Source organism: Thermomonospora sp. CIF 1, assembly GCF_001896795.1.
Classification (GTDB): domain Bacteria; phylum Actinomycetota; class Actinomycetes; order Streptosporangiales; family Streptosporangiaceae; genus Thermomonospora; species Thermomonospora curvata.
In genome coordinates this window covers 127,799-143,640 of record NZ_MOYN02000018.1, presented here as the reverse complement: position 1 = coordinate 143,640, position 15,842 = coordinate 127,799, and the positions used below count along the sequence as shown (strand labels likewise).

Sequence of the window (15,842 nt, the reverse complement as noted above, 5' to 3'; positions counted from 1 at the left end):
GGGCATCGGTCGCGTCCCGGCTTCTGACAGCGGGGTTTGCTGGAGCGAAAGCCAACCCTCCAGCCAGAGAGTCCCCCCGGGCGGCCATGGAGGCAACTACCCGTGGACGACTTGTGATCTCACTGTCATCTGGGGCACGTGCCGTCTCAACGGCCGTCCGGCAGAACAAAACGCCCAGATGTTACGCCCGGGTAGGAGCGTTGCACCAAATCGAAGCAGGGGTACTACGGGAACCTTTACCGTTTTGAGTCTCGTTCGATACCGTTCATCCTTCGAGCCGGTCGCTGAGGCGAAGATTCTCGGTCATCGCGGGATTCCCCGCTGAACCTGTCTCAACACGTGGTCCAAGGCACCGGGGGCCGGAGCCCCGGCGCCCTCCGCTGCCGCGACGTCGCAGATCACGGCATCGGCCCAGACCGCGGTGCCCCCGTCCCGGACTGCGGAGACGGCGCGTTGCACAAGGTTCAGTGGATGCCGCGCCGACGGAGGATCTCCTCGATCTCGGCCATCTCCGGGTCCGCGGCCGCTCCCGCCGGCGGCTGCACGGCCCGCCGCTGCCGGCGTTCCTCCCGCCGCTCGCCGACCACCTCGGCGCGTCCGGCGCGCTTGCTGAGCATCACTCCGGAGACCAGGTAGAGCAGCACGCTCAGCCCGGCCAGCGCCACGCCCGCCCACCGGGCGGGGCTGAAGGCCAGCTCGATGACGAACTCGGTGACCCCGGTCAGCGTGGCCGCCAGCGGCACCAGCGACCAGGCGGCCCCGCGCAGGCCGGAGGCCGCGCCCCGGCGCTTGCCCACCCCGTAGCTGATGACCAGTCCCAGCAGCGTGATCCCGAGGCTGATCACAAAGAGCATCCCATCGCCCATGCCGGCTTCCCCCACCTTCGTGTCCGCGCCGTGTGTCTCCTGCCATCGTCACACGTACACAGACAAAGACCCCTCCTCCGGCCGGACGGTTCCCGCTCCGGGGTCCTCCTACCGTGGCGGTAGCCGCCGGGAGGGCGCGGCCTGCCGACGGACGGCGCTCAGGGCAGCAGGCCGTTCAGCATCTGCAGGTCAACGTTCCGCAACGATTCCACGACGGTTCGGCCGGGGGCGGGCGGCACGGGGACCACGCCGGGCACCGCCACGGTCACGCAGCCGGCGGCCTCGGCGGCGGCCAGGCCGGTGGGCGAGTCCTCCAGCACCACGCAGCGCCCCGGAGAGACCCCCAGACGCGCCATGGCGGTCAGGTACGGCTCGGGGTCGGGTTTGCGGCGGGCGACCTCGTCACCGGCCACGGTGACGTCGAAGTGCTCGCGGCCGATGCCGGCCAGGGCCGCCTCGACCAGGCGGCGTTCGCTGGAGGACACCAGCGCGGTCGCCACCCCGGCCGCGCGCACCTCGGCGAGCAGCTCCTTGGCGCCGGGCATGAGCGGCACGGACCCGGCCAGCCGCTCGGCCATGCCGTCCACCAGCCGCCGCTCCACCTCCTGCGGCGCGACCGTCGCCTCGACCAGCGACAGCATGTAGTGCGCGGCGTAGGTCACCGAGCCGCCCAGCAATTTCTGCTGGTGCTGCGGGCCCCACTCGCCGCCCAGCCAGGCCATCACCTCGGTCTCGACCTCCAGCCACATCGGCTCGGAGTCGATCAGCAGGCCGTCCATGTCGAACAGGACGGCCTGCAGCCCGCCGCCCGCCACAGGTCTCCTTCCGGGTCGTCAGACGTTGAAGTACTTGGCCTCGGGGTGGTGGGCGATGAGCGCGTCGGTGGACTGCTCGGGCACCAGCTGGAACTCCTCCGAGAGGGTGACGCCGATCCGCTCCGGCCGCAGCAACCGCATCACCACGGCGCGGTTCTCCAGGTCGGGGCAGGCCGGGTAGCCGAAGGAGTAGCGGGCGCCCCGGTAGTCGACCTTGAAGAAGCCGTCCAGGTCGGCGGGGTCCTGGTCGCCGAAGCCGATCTCCTCGCGCACCCGGGCGTGCCAGTACTCGGCCAGCGCCTCGGTGAGCTGGACCGACAGCCCGTGCAGCTCCAGGTACTCGCGGTAGGAGTTCTTGGCGAACAGCTCGGCGGTGGCCTGGGAGACCTTCGCGCCCACGGTGACCAGCTGGAAGGCCACCACGTCGGTCTCCCCCGACTCCCGGGGCCGGAAGAAGTCCGCCAGGCACAGGTGCCGGTCGCGGCGCTGGCGGGGGAAGGTGATGCGCTCGCGCTCGGACCCGTCGTCGTTCAAGATGACCAGGTCGTCGCCCTCGCTGACGGCCGGGAAGTAGCCGTAGACCACCGCGGCCTCGATCAGCCCCTCGGACTGGATGCGGTCCAGCCACATGCGCAGCCGGGGCCGGCCCTCGGTCTCCACCAGCTCCTCATAGGAGGGGCCGTCGCCGCCGCGGGCGGGCTTGAGGCCCCATTGCCCCATGAAGGTGGCCCGCTCGTCCAGGAAGGCGGCGTAGTCGGCCAGCGGGATGCCCTTGACGATGCGGTCGCCCCAGAACGGCGGCTCGGGCACCGGGTTGTCGGTGGCCACATCGGAGCGGGCCGGCATGTCCTCCGGCGCGGTGACCTTCAGTTTCGCGCCGCTTGCGACCCGCCGCTTGCGCAGCGGCGGCAGCTGGGCGCCCTCCTCGCCGCGCTTGACGGCCATGAAGGCGTCCATCAGCCGCAGGCCCTCAAAGGCGTCGCGGGCATAGCGGACCTCGCCGTCGAACAGCTCGGCCAGGTCCTGCTCGACGTAGGCGCGGGTCAGCGCGGCGCCGCCGAGCAGCACCGGCCACTGGCGGGCCAGGCCGCGGGCGTTGAGCTCCTCCAGGTTCTCCTTCATGACCACCGTGGACTTCACCAGCAGCCCGGACATGCCGATCACGTCGGCGCGGTGCTCCTTGGCGGCCTCCACGATGGCCGAGATCGGCTGTTTGATGCCGAGGTTGATCACCTCGTAGCCGTTGTTGGAGAGGATGATGTCGACCAGGTTCTTGCCGATGTCGTGCACGTCGCCCTTGACGGTGGCCAGCACGATGCGGCCCTTGCCGCCGTCGGCGGACTTTTCCATGTGCGGCTCGAGGTAGGCCACCGCGGCCTTCATCACCTCGGCGCTCTGCAGCACGAACGGCAGCTGCATCTGCCCGGAGCCGAACAGGTCGCCGACGGTCTTCATGCCGTCCAGCAGCACGTCGTTGATGATCTCCAGGGCGGGACGGGAGGCCAGCGCCTCGTCCAGGTCGGCCTCCATCCCGTTGGCCTCGCCGTCGATGATGCGGCGCTTGAGGCGCTCCCACAGCGGCAGCGCGGCCAGCTCCTGGGCCCGGGAGGCGCGCAGCTCCTTGGCGCTGACGCCCTCGAACAGCTCCATGAACCGCTGCAGCGGGTCGTAGCCCTCGCGGCGCCGGTCGTAGACCATGTCCAGGGCGACCTGGCGCTGCTCGTCGGGGATGCGGTTCATCGGCAGGATCTTGGAGGCGTGCACGATGGCCGAGTCCAGGCCGGCGTTGACGCACTCGTTGAGGAACACCGAGTTCAGCACCACCCGGGCGGCCGGGTTCAGCCCGAAGGAGACGTTGGAGATGCCGAGGGTGGTCTGCACCTGCGGGTAGCGGCGCTTGAGCTCGGCGATCGCCTCGATGGTCTCCAGGGCGTCGCGGCGGGTCTCCTCCTGGCCGGTGGCGATGGGGAAGGTCAGGCAGTCGACGACGATGTCCTCAAGGCGCATCCCCCAGTTGCCGGTCAGGTCCTCGATGATCTCGCAGGCGATGCGGACCTTGTCCTCGCGGGTGCGGGCCTGGCCGCCTTCGTCGATGCACATCGCCACCACGGCGGCGCCGTGCTCGCGGACGGCGGTCATGGTGCGGTGGAAGCGCGAGCCGGGTCCGCGGCCGTCTTCGTAGTTGACCGAGTTGACCACGGCGCGCCCGCCGAGCATCTCCAGCCCGGCCCGCAGCACGGCCGGCTCGGTGGAGTCCAGCATGATCGGCAGCGTGGAGGCGGTGGCCAGCCGGAAGGCCAGCTCCTTCATGTCGGCCACGCCGTCGCGGCCGACGTAGTCCACGCACAGGTCGATCATGTGGGCGCCGTCGCGGGCCTGGTCGCGGGCGATGCGCACGCAGTCGTCCCAGCGTTCGGCCAGCATCGCCTCGCGGAAGGCCTTGGAGCCGTTGGCGTTGGTGCGCTCCCCGATCGCCAGGTAGGAGGTGTCCTGCTTGAACGGCACGTGCTGGTACAGCGAGGAGGCGCCGGGCTCGGGACGGGGCCTGCGGGGGGCCAGTTCCCGGCCGCGGACCCGTTCGACGACCAGCCGCAGGTGCTCAGGGGTGGTGCCGCAGCAGCCGCCGACCAGGGACAGGCCGTAGTCGCGGGTGAAGGCGTCGTGGGCGTCGGCCAGCTCCTGGGGGGTCAGCGGGTAGCGGGCGCCGTCGGGGGTCAGCTCCGGCAGCCCGGCGTTCGGCATGCACGACAGGCCGACCCGTGCGTGGCGGGACAGGTACCGCAGGTGCTCGCTCATCTCGGCCGGGCCGGTGGCGCAGTTGAGGCCGATCAGGTCGATGCCCAGCGGCTCCAGCGCGGTGAGCGCGGCGCCGATCTCCGAGCCCAGCAGCATGGCGCCGTTCTGCTCGATCGTCACCTGGGCGATGAGGACCACGTCCGCCCCGGCCTCGGCGACGGCCTGCTTGGCGCCGTTGAGGGCGGCCTTGACCTGCAACAGGTCCTGGCAGGTCTCCACCAGCAGGGCGTGCGCGCCGCCGGCGATCAGCCCGGCGGCGGTGCGCCGGTAGGACTCGCGCAGCTCGCCGTAGGAGACGTGGCCGAGGGTGGGCAGCTTGGTGCCCGGGCCGATGGAGCCGATGACCCAGCGGGGCCGCTCGGGCGTGCTGTAGGAGTCGGCGACCTCGCGGGCGATGCGGGCGCCGGCCTCGGCCAGCTCCTCGATCCGGTCGGTGATGCCGTACTCGCCGAGGTTGCCGAGGTTGGCGCCGAAGGTGTTGGTCTCCACACAGTCGACACCGGCGTCGAGGTAGGCCGCGTGCACGGCGCGGACGATGTCGGGACGGGTGACGTTGAGGATCTCGTTGCAGCCCTCATACCCCTGGAAATCGTCCAGCGTGGGGTTGTGGGCCTGGAGCATCGTTCCCATCGCGCCGTCGGCCACGACGACTCGTTCTCGCAGGGCCTGACGCAACGACTGTGGGGTAGCGCTCATGGTTGGTCACTCTATCCGGCCGCGCCCGGCCGCGGCTTGCGCGTCCGGGACATCACAGGCGCAAGGCGCGGGCGGTGAGGAAGGCCGCAACAGGTGACGGAAGCGTGTGCGGACCGCTAACGTGCCCCTCCGTAACTACTCCTCGGTAAGGAGCGGCGATGGCCTCGTACCGCACCATTCTCGTCGGCACCGACGGCTCGGATTCTTCCTTCCGCGCGGTGGAACAGGCCGCCCGGCTGGCGGCCGACACCGGCGCGACGCTGGTGCTCGCCTCCGCCTATCACCCCATGAGCGAGCGCAAGCGGCTGAGCGCCGCCGACCAGCTGGGCGACCTGGCCTACAAGGTGCAGGGCGCGACCCCGGCCGAAGACGCGCTGCGGGCCGCCCGGGAGCGCGCCATAGCGGCCGGCGCCAAGGACATCCAGGAGATCGCGGTGGAGGGCGACGCGGTGGACGTCCTGGTCAAGGTGGCCAAGGACCGCCGCGCCGACCTGATGGTGGTGGGCAACCGCGGGCTCAACAGCCTGGCCGGCCGGATCCTGGGCTCGGTCCCGGCCAACCTCTCCCACCGCTCTCCCTGCGACATCCTGATCGTCCACACCACCGACGGCAAGTGAGCGCCGGCCCCCTTGCCCGCCGCGCGGACCGCGGTTACCCCAAGGTCACGGTGCAAGGGGGTCGGCCCCGCGGCCACCAGGACGTAGGGTGGCGTTATTCGATCATGGGTGCGTCCCGGCGGCCCGGATCCGGGAACAACGGTGCGCATCCGGACGCTGTACCTAGGTCGGAAGGAGGCAGCGGGTGGTCGAGTTCGAGAACGTGCCCGAGCTGGTCGACCCGGTCCTGGTCGCCGCCTTTGAGGGCTGGAACGACGCCGGGGAAGCGGCCAGCGGAGTCATCAGGCACCTGGAGGCCGCCTGGCAGGCTGCCCCGGTGGCGGAGCTGGACCCGGAAGACTACTACGACTTCCAGGTCACCCGGCCGACGATCGAGCTGACCGACGAAGGGGTGCGCAGCATCACCTGGCCCACCACCCGGATCCTGTGGGCGCGCCCGGAGGGCTCGCCGCGGGACGTGGTGCTGATCCGCGGCATCGAGCCCAACTTCCGCTGGCGGTCGTTCTGCGCGGAGCTGCTGGAGGTGCTCCAGCGGCTGGGCGTGCGGGCGGCGGTGCTGCTGGGCGCGCTGCTGGCCGACTCGCCGCACACCCGGCCGGTCCCGGTCAGCGGCAGCGCCTCCGGCGCGACCGTGGCCGAGCAGCTGAATCTGGAGCCCAGCCGCTACGAGCCCAGCAGCTACGAGGGTCCCACCGGGATCCTGGGGGTGCTGCAGGACGCGCTCGGCAGGGCCGGCATCGACACGGTGGCGCTGTGGGCGTCGGTGCCGCACTACGTCTCCCAGCCTCCCTCCCCCAAGGCGACGCTGGCGCTGCTGCGCCGGGTGGAGGACCTGCTGGACCTGACCGTGGAGCTGGGCGAGCTGCCCGAGGAGGCGCGCGCCTGGGAGCACGGGGTCAACGAGCTGGCCGAGCAGGACAGCGAGGTCGCCGAGTACGTGCGGGCGCTGGAGGACCAAAAGGACGCCGCGGAGCTGCCGGAGGCCAGCGGGGAGGCCATCGCCCACGAGTTCGAGCGTTACCTGCGGGGCCGGGACATCGGCTGACCGTTGATCTATGCTGGGGCCGGTGGAGGTCTTCCACCGGCCCCGCTTCGTCTTCGTCGACGGCTCGCGCACGCCGCTGAGTGCGCATCATATGGACGCCATGAAGATCACAGCATGCAAGGGGGGCGAGCACGCCCCGGCGCGATGAGCGCCGCACGGGCCGGCGGGCCCTCCCCGGCTCTGCGCGTGGTGCCCCGCCGTGAACTGCGCCGCAAACGGCGGCCGCGTCCGCACTCGTGCTGGAATTTTCTGATCGCCGCTCCGCTGTGGCCGCTGCACGGCGCCAATCTGGGAACGCTGCTGCGGACCTGTGACGCGGTCGGCGCCTGCCTGGCGGTGCCGCGCCTGCCGTGGGTGCCCGAGGCGCTGCGGCGCGGCAACACCCTGCGCCACCGGGCGTGCGTGCACTGGACCGGCGACCCGTGCGCCTGGCTGCTGAAGCGGCGCGCCGAAGGGTTTCGCGTGCTGGGGGTGGAAGTGGCCGAGGGCGCGGTGCGGCTGGCCGACCTGCCGCCGGCGCGCACCCCCACGATCGCGGTGCTCGGGCATGAGAGCCGCGGCATCCCCGATGAGGCGCTGGACCTGCTGGATGCGGCGGTGGAGATCCCGATGGTGGGCACCGGGCACAGCCTGAACGTGGCGGTGGCCGGCTCCCTGGTGCTCTACAAGCTGGCCGGCCTGGTGTGACCTTTCCGCCGCCCCTCCCGGAGGAGGGCGGCGGGAAGGTCACAGGGCCACGCCCAGCAGCGCGTCGACGACGGCGCGGACCTGGGCGGGGGCGGCCGGGTCGCGCTCGCCGGCGTCGGCCAGGGCCTGCTCGGCCCAGCGGTCCACGGTCACCAGGGCGGACGGGGCGTCCAGGTCCTGGGACAGGTGGCGGCGGACCTCGGCGGCCACCGCGGCGGCCGGCGGGCCGGCGGGCAGCTGCACCGCGGCGCGCCAGCGCTCCAGGCGGGCGGTGGCGCGCGGCAGATCCTCACCGGTCCACTCCCAGTCGGAGCGGTAGTGGTGGGCCAGCAGCGCCAGCCGCACCGCCATGGGGTCGGCGCCGTCGGCCCGCAGCCGGGAGACGAACACCAGATTGCCCAGCGACTTGGACATCTTCTGGCCGTCCAGGCCGACCATGCCGGTGTGCACGTAGGCCTTGGCGTGCGGGTGCCGCCCGGTGGCGACCTGGGCGTGCGAGGCGCTCATCTCATGGTGCGGGAAGGCCAGGTCCGAGCCGCCGCCCTCGACGTCGAAGGCCATGCCCAGGTGGTGGATGGAGATCGCCGAGCACTCCACGTGCCAGCCGGGGCGGCCGGGGCCGAAGGGCGACTCCCAGCTCGGCTCGCCCGGCCGCTGCGCCCGCCACAGCAGCGCATCCAGCGGGTCCTTCTTGCCGCGCCGCTGCGGGTCGCCGCCGCGCTCGGCGAACAGCGGCAGCATCTGCTCGGTGGTCAGCCCGCTGACCCGCCCGAAATCGGGGTCGGCGGAGATCGGGAAGTACAGGTCGCCGTTCACCTCGTAGACGGCCCCGCGCGAGCGCAGCCGCTCGATCATCTCCACGATCAGCGGGATCGCCTCCACCGCGCCGACGTAGTGGTCCGGCGGCAGGATCCGCAGCGCGGTCATGTCGTCGCGGAACAGGGCGATCTCCCGGTCGGCCAGCTCCCGCCAGTCCTGCCCGGTCTGCTCGGCGCGTTCCAAAAGGGGATCGTCGACGTCGGTGACGTTCTGCACGTAGCACACCTTGTGGCCGCCGTCCCGCCACACCCGGTTGACCAGGTCGAAGGCCAGATAGGTGGCGGCATGCCCCAGGTGCGTGGCGTCATAGGGGGTGATGCCGCACACGTACATCCGCGCGGTGGGGCCCGGCCGGGTGGGCCGGACCGTGCCCGTGGCGGTGTCGTGGAGATGCAGCGGCAGCGCCGGGCCGGGCAGTCCGGCTTCCGGCAGGTTGGGTACCTCGGGGGCGGGCCACGATCGCATGCCTGAAAGCTTATCCTTGCCCTGATTCGACCTCGGCGGGGAGATCACTTACCGGTCGTCCCGTTTTCAGTTGCCCGGGGACGGCAGCAGCGTCGTCCACTCCGGCCGTTCCCGGCGCGCGGAGGCGAAGTCGTAGCGCACGCTCTGCGGGGACAGCGCCACCAGGCTGATCGAAGAGGTGCCCCACAGGCCCTGCGGGAAGCGGCGGGTGAGGATCAGCGCCCGGGGGTCGGAACGATCCAGCCCATCGCCCTCCACCAGCGGCAGCCACTCGCCCCAGGCGGCGGCGGTGGTGCCCGTGCGCGGCGCGGGACGGCGGGCGGCGGCCAGGCGCGGCCGGAAGTGGGCGATGCGGGCCGCCATCTGCCGCGCCCCTTCTGCCTCCTGCGGGTCGGTGGCCGCCGCGGGACCGGCGCCTTCCAGCCCGGTGTTGACGATGATGTGCAGGCCCGCCCCGAGCGTCCGCTCGGTGAGCTCATGGCCGTCCCAGCTCCACAGCCGCGCCCCGGCCGGGTCGGCGCACACCAGGTGGAACGGGTCGAAGCGGGTCAGGTCCCACTCCTTGGGCTCCTCGCCGCCGGCGGCGCGCAGCGGCAGCTCCCCGCGCGAGGCGCGGGCGGCGGCCGGGGCCGGGCGGCCACGGCCGTTGAGGACGCAGGCGACGCGCCGCTCCTGCGGGTGGAGCGCCAGCCAGGTCCCGCCGGCCCGCAGGTCACGCCCGCCCAGCAGGGCGGGCCGGTCCGGCCAGTGCGGCCCCGGAGGCAGCCAGGGGCGGTCGGCGAACTCGTCCCGCACTCCGACCAGCAGCAGCGGAACAGGAGACGACGGGTCAAAGTCCACCACGGCTGTACACATGCCCCCTATTGGATCATTACCTCCCAAGGAAGGTCAGAGCGGGGGCCATGGGATGGCGGGCCAGTCCTCGGGGGGATAGGGGTGGATGCGGTGCTTGAGCATCAGCTCCACCCGGTGCCGCGTGGCCGCGACCTCCTCGGCGGTCAGCAGCTCGCTCAGCCGCCGCTCCAGGGTCCCGCCGCGCAGCCCGGCCTCCACGCGCTGCAGCCCCTCGACGGCCTCGGCGGTCAGCGGCTTGCCCCGCCACTGCCACAGCACGGTGCGCAGCTTGTAGTCCACGGAAAAGCACACGCCGTGGTCGCAGCCGTAGACGTGCCCCTCGGGCAGGCCGCCGCGGGACTGCTCACCCGGCGGCAGCAGATGCCCGATCTTGCGGTCGGCGTTGTTGATCACCGCGTCGAACACGGCCATCCGGCGAATGGCCGCGTCCTGGGAGCGCGACAGGGCGACCAGGTCCACGTTGGGATCGGGCTCGACCCACAACTGCACCATGCCCACCCCATAGGGGCCGTCGCGGTGCACGGTCGGCGGGACGATGTTCCAGCCGGTCTCCTGGGAGACCAGGTAGGCGGCCACCTCACGCTGGGCCAGCGTCCCGTCGGGGAAGTCCCACAGCGGCCGCTCCCCCGCCACCGGCTTGTAGACGCAGGCCGCGCGCACCCCCTGGTATTCGATCGAGCAGTACAGCGTGGCGTTGGAGGCCTGGACGAGACGGCCCTCGACGGTGAGCCTGCCGTGGGTGAGCAGCTGCTCTGCGGCCTGGGTGTCGGCGGGGTCGATCCCTCCCCCGGGCGCGCCGCGGCCCCGGGAGGAGCGGGAGGGCTGCGTCATATGTCCATTCTCCCGACGGGGACGGGACGCATCCAGCCGGGTCCACCCGCATGAGCCCGCATTTCAGGCCAGATGCCCGTTCTGGCGGGGGCAGACGTGCCCGGTGGCGTCCAGCGGCAGCCCGCACAGCGGACACGGCGGCCGGCCGGCGGCCACCACCTTCAGCGCCCGCTCGGCAAAGGCGCGGGCCTGGCCGGCGGTGATGCGCACCCGCAGCACCGCCACCGAGGGGTCGCCCGCGCCCGGCTCGGCGCTCAGCGGCTCGACGCCGCCCCCGGAGGTGAGCTCCTGGGCCTCGATGATCACCCGTTCCTCCTGCGGGTCCCAGGCCAGCGCCATGGTGCCGACCCGGAACTCCTCTTCCACCGGCTGGTCCAGCGGGGCGTCATCGCGCAGCTCGGCGGGGGTCACCGCGGGCACCGAGGCGCTGCCCCCGCTGCGCCGCAGCACCTCGTCCAGCAGCTCCTCCAGGCGCTCGGCCAGCATGGTGACCTGGAACTTCTCCAGCCCCACGCTGGTGATCCGGCTCCCCGAGCGGGCCTGCAGGTAGAAGGTGCGCTCACCCGGCCGCCCGATGGCGCCCGCGACGAACCTGTCGGGCAGGTCGTAGGAGATGACGGGCATGGGGAGGACCTCCCTTCGAGCGGAGCCCGGACGGCGCGAGTGCCACAGAGCTTACGCCGTCCCCCTCATGCGCCGCCGCCCACAGGCGCGTCGCTTTCGCCTCCCGCCTTGTCGCCCTCGGGCGGCAGCAGACCCTCCGCGCCCGTCCCGGTGTCGTTGAGGCGGACCAGGAACGGGCGCAGCTCGGTGTAGCGGATCACCGTCACCGACGCCGGGTCGATCTGGATGCGCTGGAAGTGGTCCAGGTGCAGGCCCAGGGCGTCGGCGACGATGGCCTTGATGATGTCGCCGTGGCTGCACACCAGGTAGGCCGCGTGCGCTCCGGCCTGCTCGGCGATGCGCGCGTTCCACTCCCGCACCGCGCTCACCGCGCGGTGCTGGGCGGCGGCCAGCGCCTCGCCGCCGGGGAAGACCGCGGCGCTGGGGTGGGCCTGGACGACGCGCCACAGCGGCTCTTGGGCCAGTTCTTGCAGCGGCCGCCCGGTCCACTGCCCGTAGCGGACCTCGCCGAAGCGCTCCTCGCGCAGCACCGGCAGGGGGCCGCCGGCGCGGCCGGGCGCGGCGGCGATGGCCTCGGCGGTCTGCAGGCAGCGCTCCAGCGGGCTGGAGACCACCGCGGCCAGCGGAAGGGGGGCCAGCCGCTCCCCCACCGCCCGGGCCTGGGCCCGCCCGCGTTCGTCCAGCGACACCCCGGGGGTCCAGCCGGCCAGCACCGGGCCGGTCAGTTCGGTGAGTCCGTGCCGCACCAGCACAAGCGTCGTCACCGTTGCATTAAAACCCACGGCCCGCCCTTCGGCGATCATCGGCCTGCACCGGGCGGCCGGTCAGGTGGCGCTGAGCCGCCCGGCCGCCAGCAGGCCGAGGATGACGGCGCCGAGCGCGACCCGGTAGTAGACGAAGATCATCACCGAGTGCCGCACCAGGAAGCGCAGCAGCCAGGCGATCGAGGCGTAACCGACGATGAAGGACACCACTGTGGCGACCACGGTGGGCACGACGGGGACGGTCCCCTCGTCTCCCAGGTGCCGCATCTCGTAAAGGCCCGACAGCACCACCGCGGGCACCGACAGCAGGAACGAGTAGCGGGCCGCCGCCTCGCGGGTGTAGCCGAGGAACAGCGCCCCGGTCATCGTGGAGCCCGACCGGGAGGATCCGGGGATCAGCGACAGGCACTGGAAGCCGCCGATGATCAGCCCGTCGCGCAGGTTCAGGTCGGCGATGCCGTGCCTTTGCCTGCCGGCCCACTCGGCCACCATCAGCAGCAGCCCCATGACGATCAGCGAGGCGGCGTTGAGCCACAGGTTGCGGGCCGGGTCTTCGATGAAGTCGCTGAAGGCCAGGCCCATCACGCAGATCGGGACGGTGCCCAGCCCGATGTACCAGCCCATCCGGGCGTCCTGGCAGGTGCGCAGGTGCGGGGTCCACAGGCTGCGGGCCCAGGTCACCGCGATGCGCGCCAGGTCCCTCCGGAAGTAGATCAGCACCGCGGCCATGGTGCCCAGCTGGATGATCGCCGAGAACGCCGCGCCCGGGTCCGGCCGGCCCAGGAGTCTCGGCACAAAGAGCATGTGCCCCGAGCTGGAGATCGGCAAGAACTCGGTGGCTCCCTGCACGATGCCGAGCACGGTCGCTTCCACGACGTTCACCGACGCTGGTCCCCTCACGGATCGCAAGGCGTCCGGGCAGGGCCGGACGCGGCGTGAAATGCGCGCTGGATGCGGGCGGAGACGGTCTCCGCCCGGGGAGCGTAGCGAGCCGCGGCGCGCCCGGCGGCCCGCTCGCCGCATCGTTCACCGACCGGCCGGTTTCTGGTCGCCTTGTGGTCATCTGCGGCTTTCCGGCCGTGACCGGAGCGGGCCGGAAAAGGCGTCACCGGGATGGCGCGGCGGCCGGTGACCGATACCCTGCGCAGCTATGGAACAGCGTCACCTCGGGCGGAGCGGGCTGCGGGTCTCGCGGCTGGGGCTCGGGACGATGACCTGGGGGCAGGAGACGCCCCCCGAGGAGGCCGCCGCGCAGCTGACGGCGTTCGTGGAGGCGGGCGGCACGCTGGTGGACACCGCCGGCATCTACGGCGACGGCGACAGCGAGCGGGTGCTCGGGGAGCTGATGCGCCATGTGGTGCCCCGGGACGAGCTGGTCATCGCCACCAAGTCCGCCATCCGGGCCGACGGCCGCTACGACGCCTCCCGGCGGCACCTGCTGACGGCGCTGGACGAGTCGCTGGACCGCATGGACATCGACCATGTCGACCTGTGGCAGCTGCACGTCTACGACCCGGCGACCCCGATGGAGGAGACGCTGTCGGCGCTGGACGAGGCGGTGACCTCCGGCCGCGCCCGCTACGTGGGGGTGTGCGACCACACCGGCTGGCAGCTGGCCAAGGCCGCATCCTGGCAGCGGGCCTGGCCGGGCCGCGCCCCCATCGTGTCGGCCGGGGTGGAGTACTCGCTGCTGCACCGGGACGCCGAACGCGAGGTGCTGCCGGCCGCCGAGGACGCCGGGGTGGGGATCTTGGCCTGGTCCCCGCTGGGCCGCGGGGTGCTGACCGGCAAGTACCGCACCGGCATTCCCGCCGACTCGCGGGCGGCCACCGACCGCTACGCCGAGTTCGTCCGGCCCTACCTCAGCGAGCAGAGCAGGCTGATCGTGGAGTCGGTGGTCACCGCCGCCGAGGGGCTGCACGTCACGCCGCTGGCGGTGGCGCTGTCGTGGGTGCGGGACCGGCCCGGGGTGACGGCCCCGCTGGTCGGCGCGCGCACCCTCGCCCAGCTGCAGGCCATCTTGGACGCCGAGAAGGTCACCCTGCCCGACGAGATCCGCGACGCCCTCGATGACATCTCCGACATCTGAGTCCGCCATCGACCCCGACCTGGCCGCCCTGCTGGGCTCGGCGGGGGTGCCGGCCCCCTATGCGGTGCGCGCCGCCGACCGCCTCGGGGAGCGCGCCGCCGCGCTGCTGCGCGCCGACCCCTGGCGGCTGCTGCGGGTGCCGGGGGTACGGCCCGAGCAGGCCGACCACTTCGCCGGCCGGGTGCTGGCCCAGCAGGGCGAGCAGGCCCGCGCAGAGGACGTGCGGCGCGGCCGGGCCCTGGTGGTGCACGTGCTGACCGAGGCCGCCCGCCGCGGGCACACCGCGATGACGCCTCGGGCGGTCGTCTCGGCGCTGGGCGCGCTGGGCGTGCCCGATCCGAGCCGGGCGATCGAGGCGGCGCTGGAGGAGGCCGAGGTGGTGACGCTGCTGGAGGAGGCGGAGTTCGACCCCCTCGCCGAGGAGGACGAGCCGCCCGAGCCGCAGGAGTCACTGGGCCTGTCCCGCTATGCGCTGGCCGAGGAGGCCGCGGCCGAGGGGCTGCAGCGGCTGTCGGCCACCGCCGAGCCGCTGCTGCCCGATGAGACCGTCCGGGCGCTGCGCGCCGACCTGCCCGAGGACCGGGCGCTGGCGCTGACGGCGGCGGCCCGCACCGGGGTGAGCGTGCTGCACGGCGCCCCGGAGGAGGTGGAGCAGACCGCCGTCGCCATCGCCCGCGCCCTGGCCTCCTGCGACGTCCCGGTGGCGCTGGCCGCCTGTACCGCGACGGGGGCGCGTTCCCTGGGCGAGGGGGCCGTCGGGCTGTATGAGCTGCTGGAGGCGGCCCGCCCGCCGGGGGCGCCCGCCGGGGTGGTGGGTTTCGGACGCGGCGAGCAGCGTCCGCTGGAGGCCGCGGCGGTGGTCGTCCCCGACGCCGGGGCGCTGGATGTGGAGGCGGCCGCGGCGCTGGTGGAGGCGTGCGGCGACGGCACCCACCTGGTGCTGGGCGGGGATCCGGCCGCGCTGCCGCCCAGCGGGCCGGGCCGGGTGCTGGCCGACCTGGCGGCCTCGGAGACGGTGCCGGTGATCGAGCTGGAGGCCGCCGCGCACGGGCAGCCGGCCGGCTTCCTGGCCGCGGTGCGCCGCGGGGAGCTGCCCGCCGTGCGCCCGCCCGGCCGGGAGGTCGTCATCGTCCCCGCCCGCGCCGAGGAGGAGGCGGTGCACCGCGCCGTCCAGATCGTCACCGACTCCATTCCCCGCGCCCTGCGGATCGCGCCTCAGGACGTGCAGGTGGTGACGCCGCTGGCGGGCGGCCGGGCGGGCGCGGCGGCCCTCAACGCGGCGCTCAAGGCGCATCTGAACCCCGGCCCGGGGGTGTGCGGCGGATTCGACCCGGGCGACCGGGTGATCGCCGCGGCACCGGTGGCGGGCGTGGCGGCGGGCGAGCACGGCACCGTGACGGCGGCCTCCCCGTCCGGCCTGCGGGTGGCGTTCGGGACCGGCCGGGAGCCGGTCGAGGTGCCCGCCACGGCGCTGCCGCGGCTGCGGCACGGCTGGGCGGCCCCGGTGGCGCTGGCCCGCGCCGCCCGGTACCCGGCGGTGGTCGCGGTGATCCCTCAGGAGGCCGCATCGGCGCTGTCGCGGCCGCTGGCGGTGACCGCTTTCGGCCTCGCCCGGCGGCACCTGTCGGTGGTGCACACCGCCGGGCCGGCCCTGGCGCGCGCCGTGCGGGAGAACCTGGGTTCTCCTCGGGAGACCCGCCTGCCACGGCTGATGCGTCAGTGAGGCGGACGGGCGCGGCACAGGCGGCAGGCGGGAAACAGGTGGGACGCCGGTGACGCCACTGCACCGGCGGGACGCAAATCGCCCCAAGTGATGGGTCTGTGATCTTGGCGACACATCTCCACTTCATTAGATTTGCCGTCAAAAGTCCTG

14 protein-coding genes are annotated in these 15,842 nt (G+C 73.1%); 5 read left to right on the top strand and 9 right to left on the bottom strand.

Going from position 1 to position 15,842, the window contains the following annotated elements; all coding sequences use genetic code 11:
* Positions 1 to 464: 464 nt before the first annotated feature.
* The 3 genes from BUE48_RS11375 to metH form a co-directional block, all read right to left on the bottom strand.
* The gene (locus tag BUE48_RS11375; RefSeq protein ID WP_012852644.1) at positions 465 to 866 is read right to left on the bottom strand and encodes a hypothetical protein; all 402 of its coding nucleotides are present in this window, start codon (positions 864 to 866) and stop codon (positions 465 to 467) included.
* A gap of 158 nt (positions 867 to 1,024) precedes the next feature.
* Entirely contained in the window at positions 1,025 to 1,681 is a 657-nt protein-coding gene (locus tag BUE48_RS11370; protein WP_012852643.1) for an HAD family hydrolase, read from the bottom strand.
* An 18-nt stretch (positions 1,682 to 1,699) separates the two neighbouring features.
* Entirely contained in the window at positions 1,700 to 5,173 is a 3,474-nt protein-coding gene (gene metH, locus BUE48_RS11365; RefSeq protein ID WP_286989773.1) for a methionine synthase, read from the bottom strand.
* Positions 5,174 to 5,331: 158 nt separating this feature from the next.
* Between metH and BUE48_RS11360 the strand changes: the two genes are divergently transcribed.
* From BUE48_RS11360 to BUE48_RS11350, 3 genes are all read left to right on the top strand, one after another.
* Positions 5,332 to 5,790: a universal stress protein gene (locus BUE48_RS11360; protein WP_012852641.1), complete on the top strand. Its 459-nt coding sequence runs from the start codon at positions 5,332 to 5,334 to the stop codon at positions 5,788 to 5,790.
* 184 nt (positions 5,791 to 5,974) lie between these two features.
* Positions 5,975 to 6,835 carry a PAC2 family protein gene (locus BUE48_RS11355; protein ID WP_012852640.1) on the top strand — a complete coding sequence of 287 codons (861 nt, stop codon included), beginning with the start codon at positions 5,975 to 5,977 and terminating at the stop codon, positions 6,833 to 6,835.
* Between the two features lie 144 nt (positions 6,836 to 6,979).
* Positions 6,980 to 7,522: a TrmH family RNA methyltransferase gene (locus BUE48_RS11350; protein WP_286989772.1), complete on the top strand. Its 543-nt coding sequence runs from the start codon at positions 6,980 to 6,982 to the stop codon at positions 7,520 to 7,522.
* Positions 7,523 to 7,561: 39 nt separating this feature from the next.
* On the opposite strand, the gene mshC is transcribed toward BUE48_RS11350, so the two are convergent.
* The 6 genes from mshC to BUE48_RS11320 all read right to left on the bottom strand — a co-directional run bounded on the left by mshC (position 7,562) and on the right by BUE48_RS11320 (position 12,762).
* Positions 7,562 to 8,806 (bottom strand): cysteine--1-D-myo-inosityl 2-amino-2-deoxy-alpha-D-glucopyranoside ligase, encoded by a 1,245-nt coding sequence (gene mshC / locus BUE48_RS11345; RefSeq protein ID WP_286989771.1) that lies wholly within the window; start codon positions 8,804 to 8,806, stop codon positions 7,562 to 7,564.
* Positions 8,807 to 8,872: 66 nt separating this feature from the next.
* Positions 8,873 to 9,661, bottom strand: a complete 789-nt coding sequence (locus BUE48_RS11340; protein WP_012852636.1) for an NRDE family protein — start codon at positions 9,659 to 9,661, stop codon at positions 8,873 to 8,875.
* A 33-nt stretch (positions 9,662 to 9,694) separates the two neighbouring features.
* Complete coding sequence (locus BUE48_RS11335; protein WP_286989770.1) at positions 9,695 to 10,492, bottom strand: SCO1664 family protein; 798 nt, start codon at positions 10,490 to 10,492, stop codon at positions 9,695 to 9,697.
* A 63-nt stretch (positions 10,493 to 10,555) separates the two neighbouring features.
* On the bottom strand, positions 10,556 to 11,116 hold the full coding sequence (locus tag BUE48_RS11330; RefSeq protein WP_012852634.1) for a DUF3090 domain-containing protein: 561 nt from the start codon (positions 11,114 to 11,116) through the stop codon (positions 10,556 to 10,558).
* A gap of 65 nt (positions 11,117 to 11,181) precedes the next feature.
* Positions 11,182 to 11,880, bottom strand: a complete 699-nt coding sequence (locus tag BUE48_RS11325) for a histidine phosphatase family protein (RefSeq protein WP_041439549.1) — start codon at positions 11,878 to 11,880, stop codon at positions 11,182 to 11,184.
* A gap of 60 nt (positions 11,881 to 11,940) precedes the next feature.
* The gene (locus BUE48_RS11320) at positions 11,941 to 12,762 is read right to left on the bottom strand and encodes an undecaprenyl-diphosphate phosphatase (protein WP_012852632.1); all 822 of its coding nucleotides are present in this window, start codon (positions 12,760 to 12,762) and stop codon (positions 11,941 to 11,943) included.
* Between the two features lie 268 nt (positions 12,763 to 13,030).
* Between BUE48_RS11320 and BUE48_RS11315 the strand changes: the two genes are divergently transcribed.
* Both BUE48_RS11315 and BUE48_RS11310 read left to right on the top strand, forming a co-directional pair.
* Positions 13,031 to 13,969 carry an aldo/keto reductase gene (locus tag BUE48_RS11315; protein ID WP_286989769.1) on the top strand — a complete coding sequence of 313 codons (939 nt, stop codon included), beginning with the start codon at positions 13,031 to 13,033 and terminating at the stop codon, positions 13,967 to 13,969.
* A complete protein-coding gene (locus BUE48_RS11310) occupies positions 13,950 to 15,692 on the top strand; it encodes a helix-hairpin-helix domain-containing protein (RefSeq protein WP_286989768.1) in 1,743 nt (580 codons plus the stop codon). Before BUE48_RS11315 ends, BUE48_RS11310 begins: the two co-directional genes overlap by 20 nt.
* Positions 15,693 to 15,842: the final 150 nt, after the last annotated feature.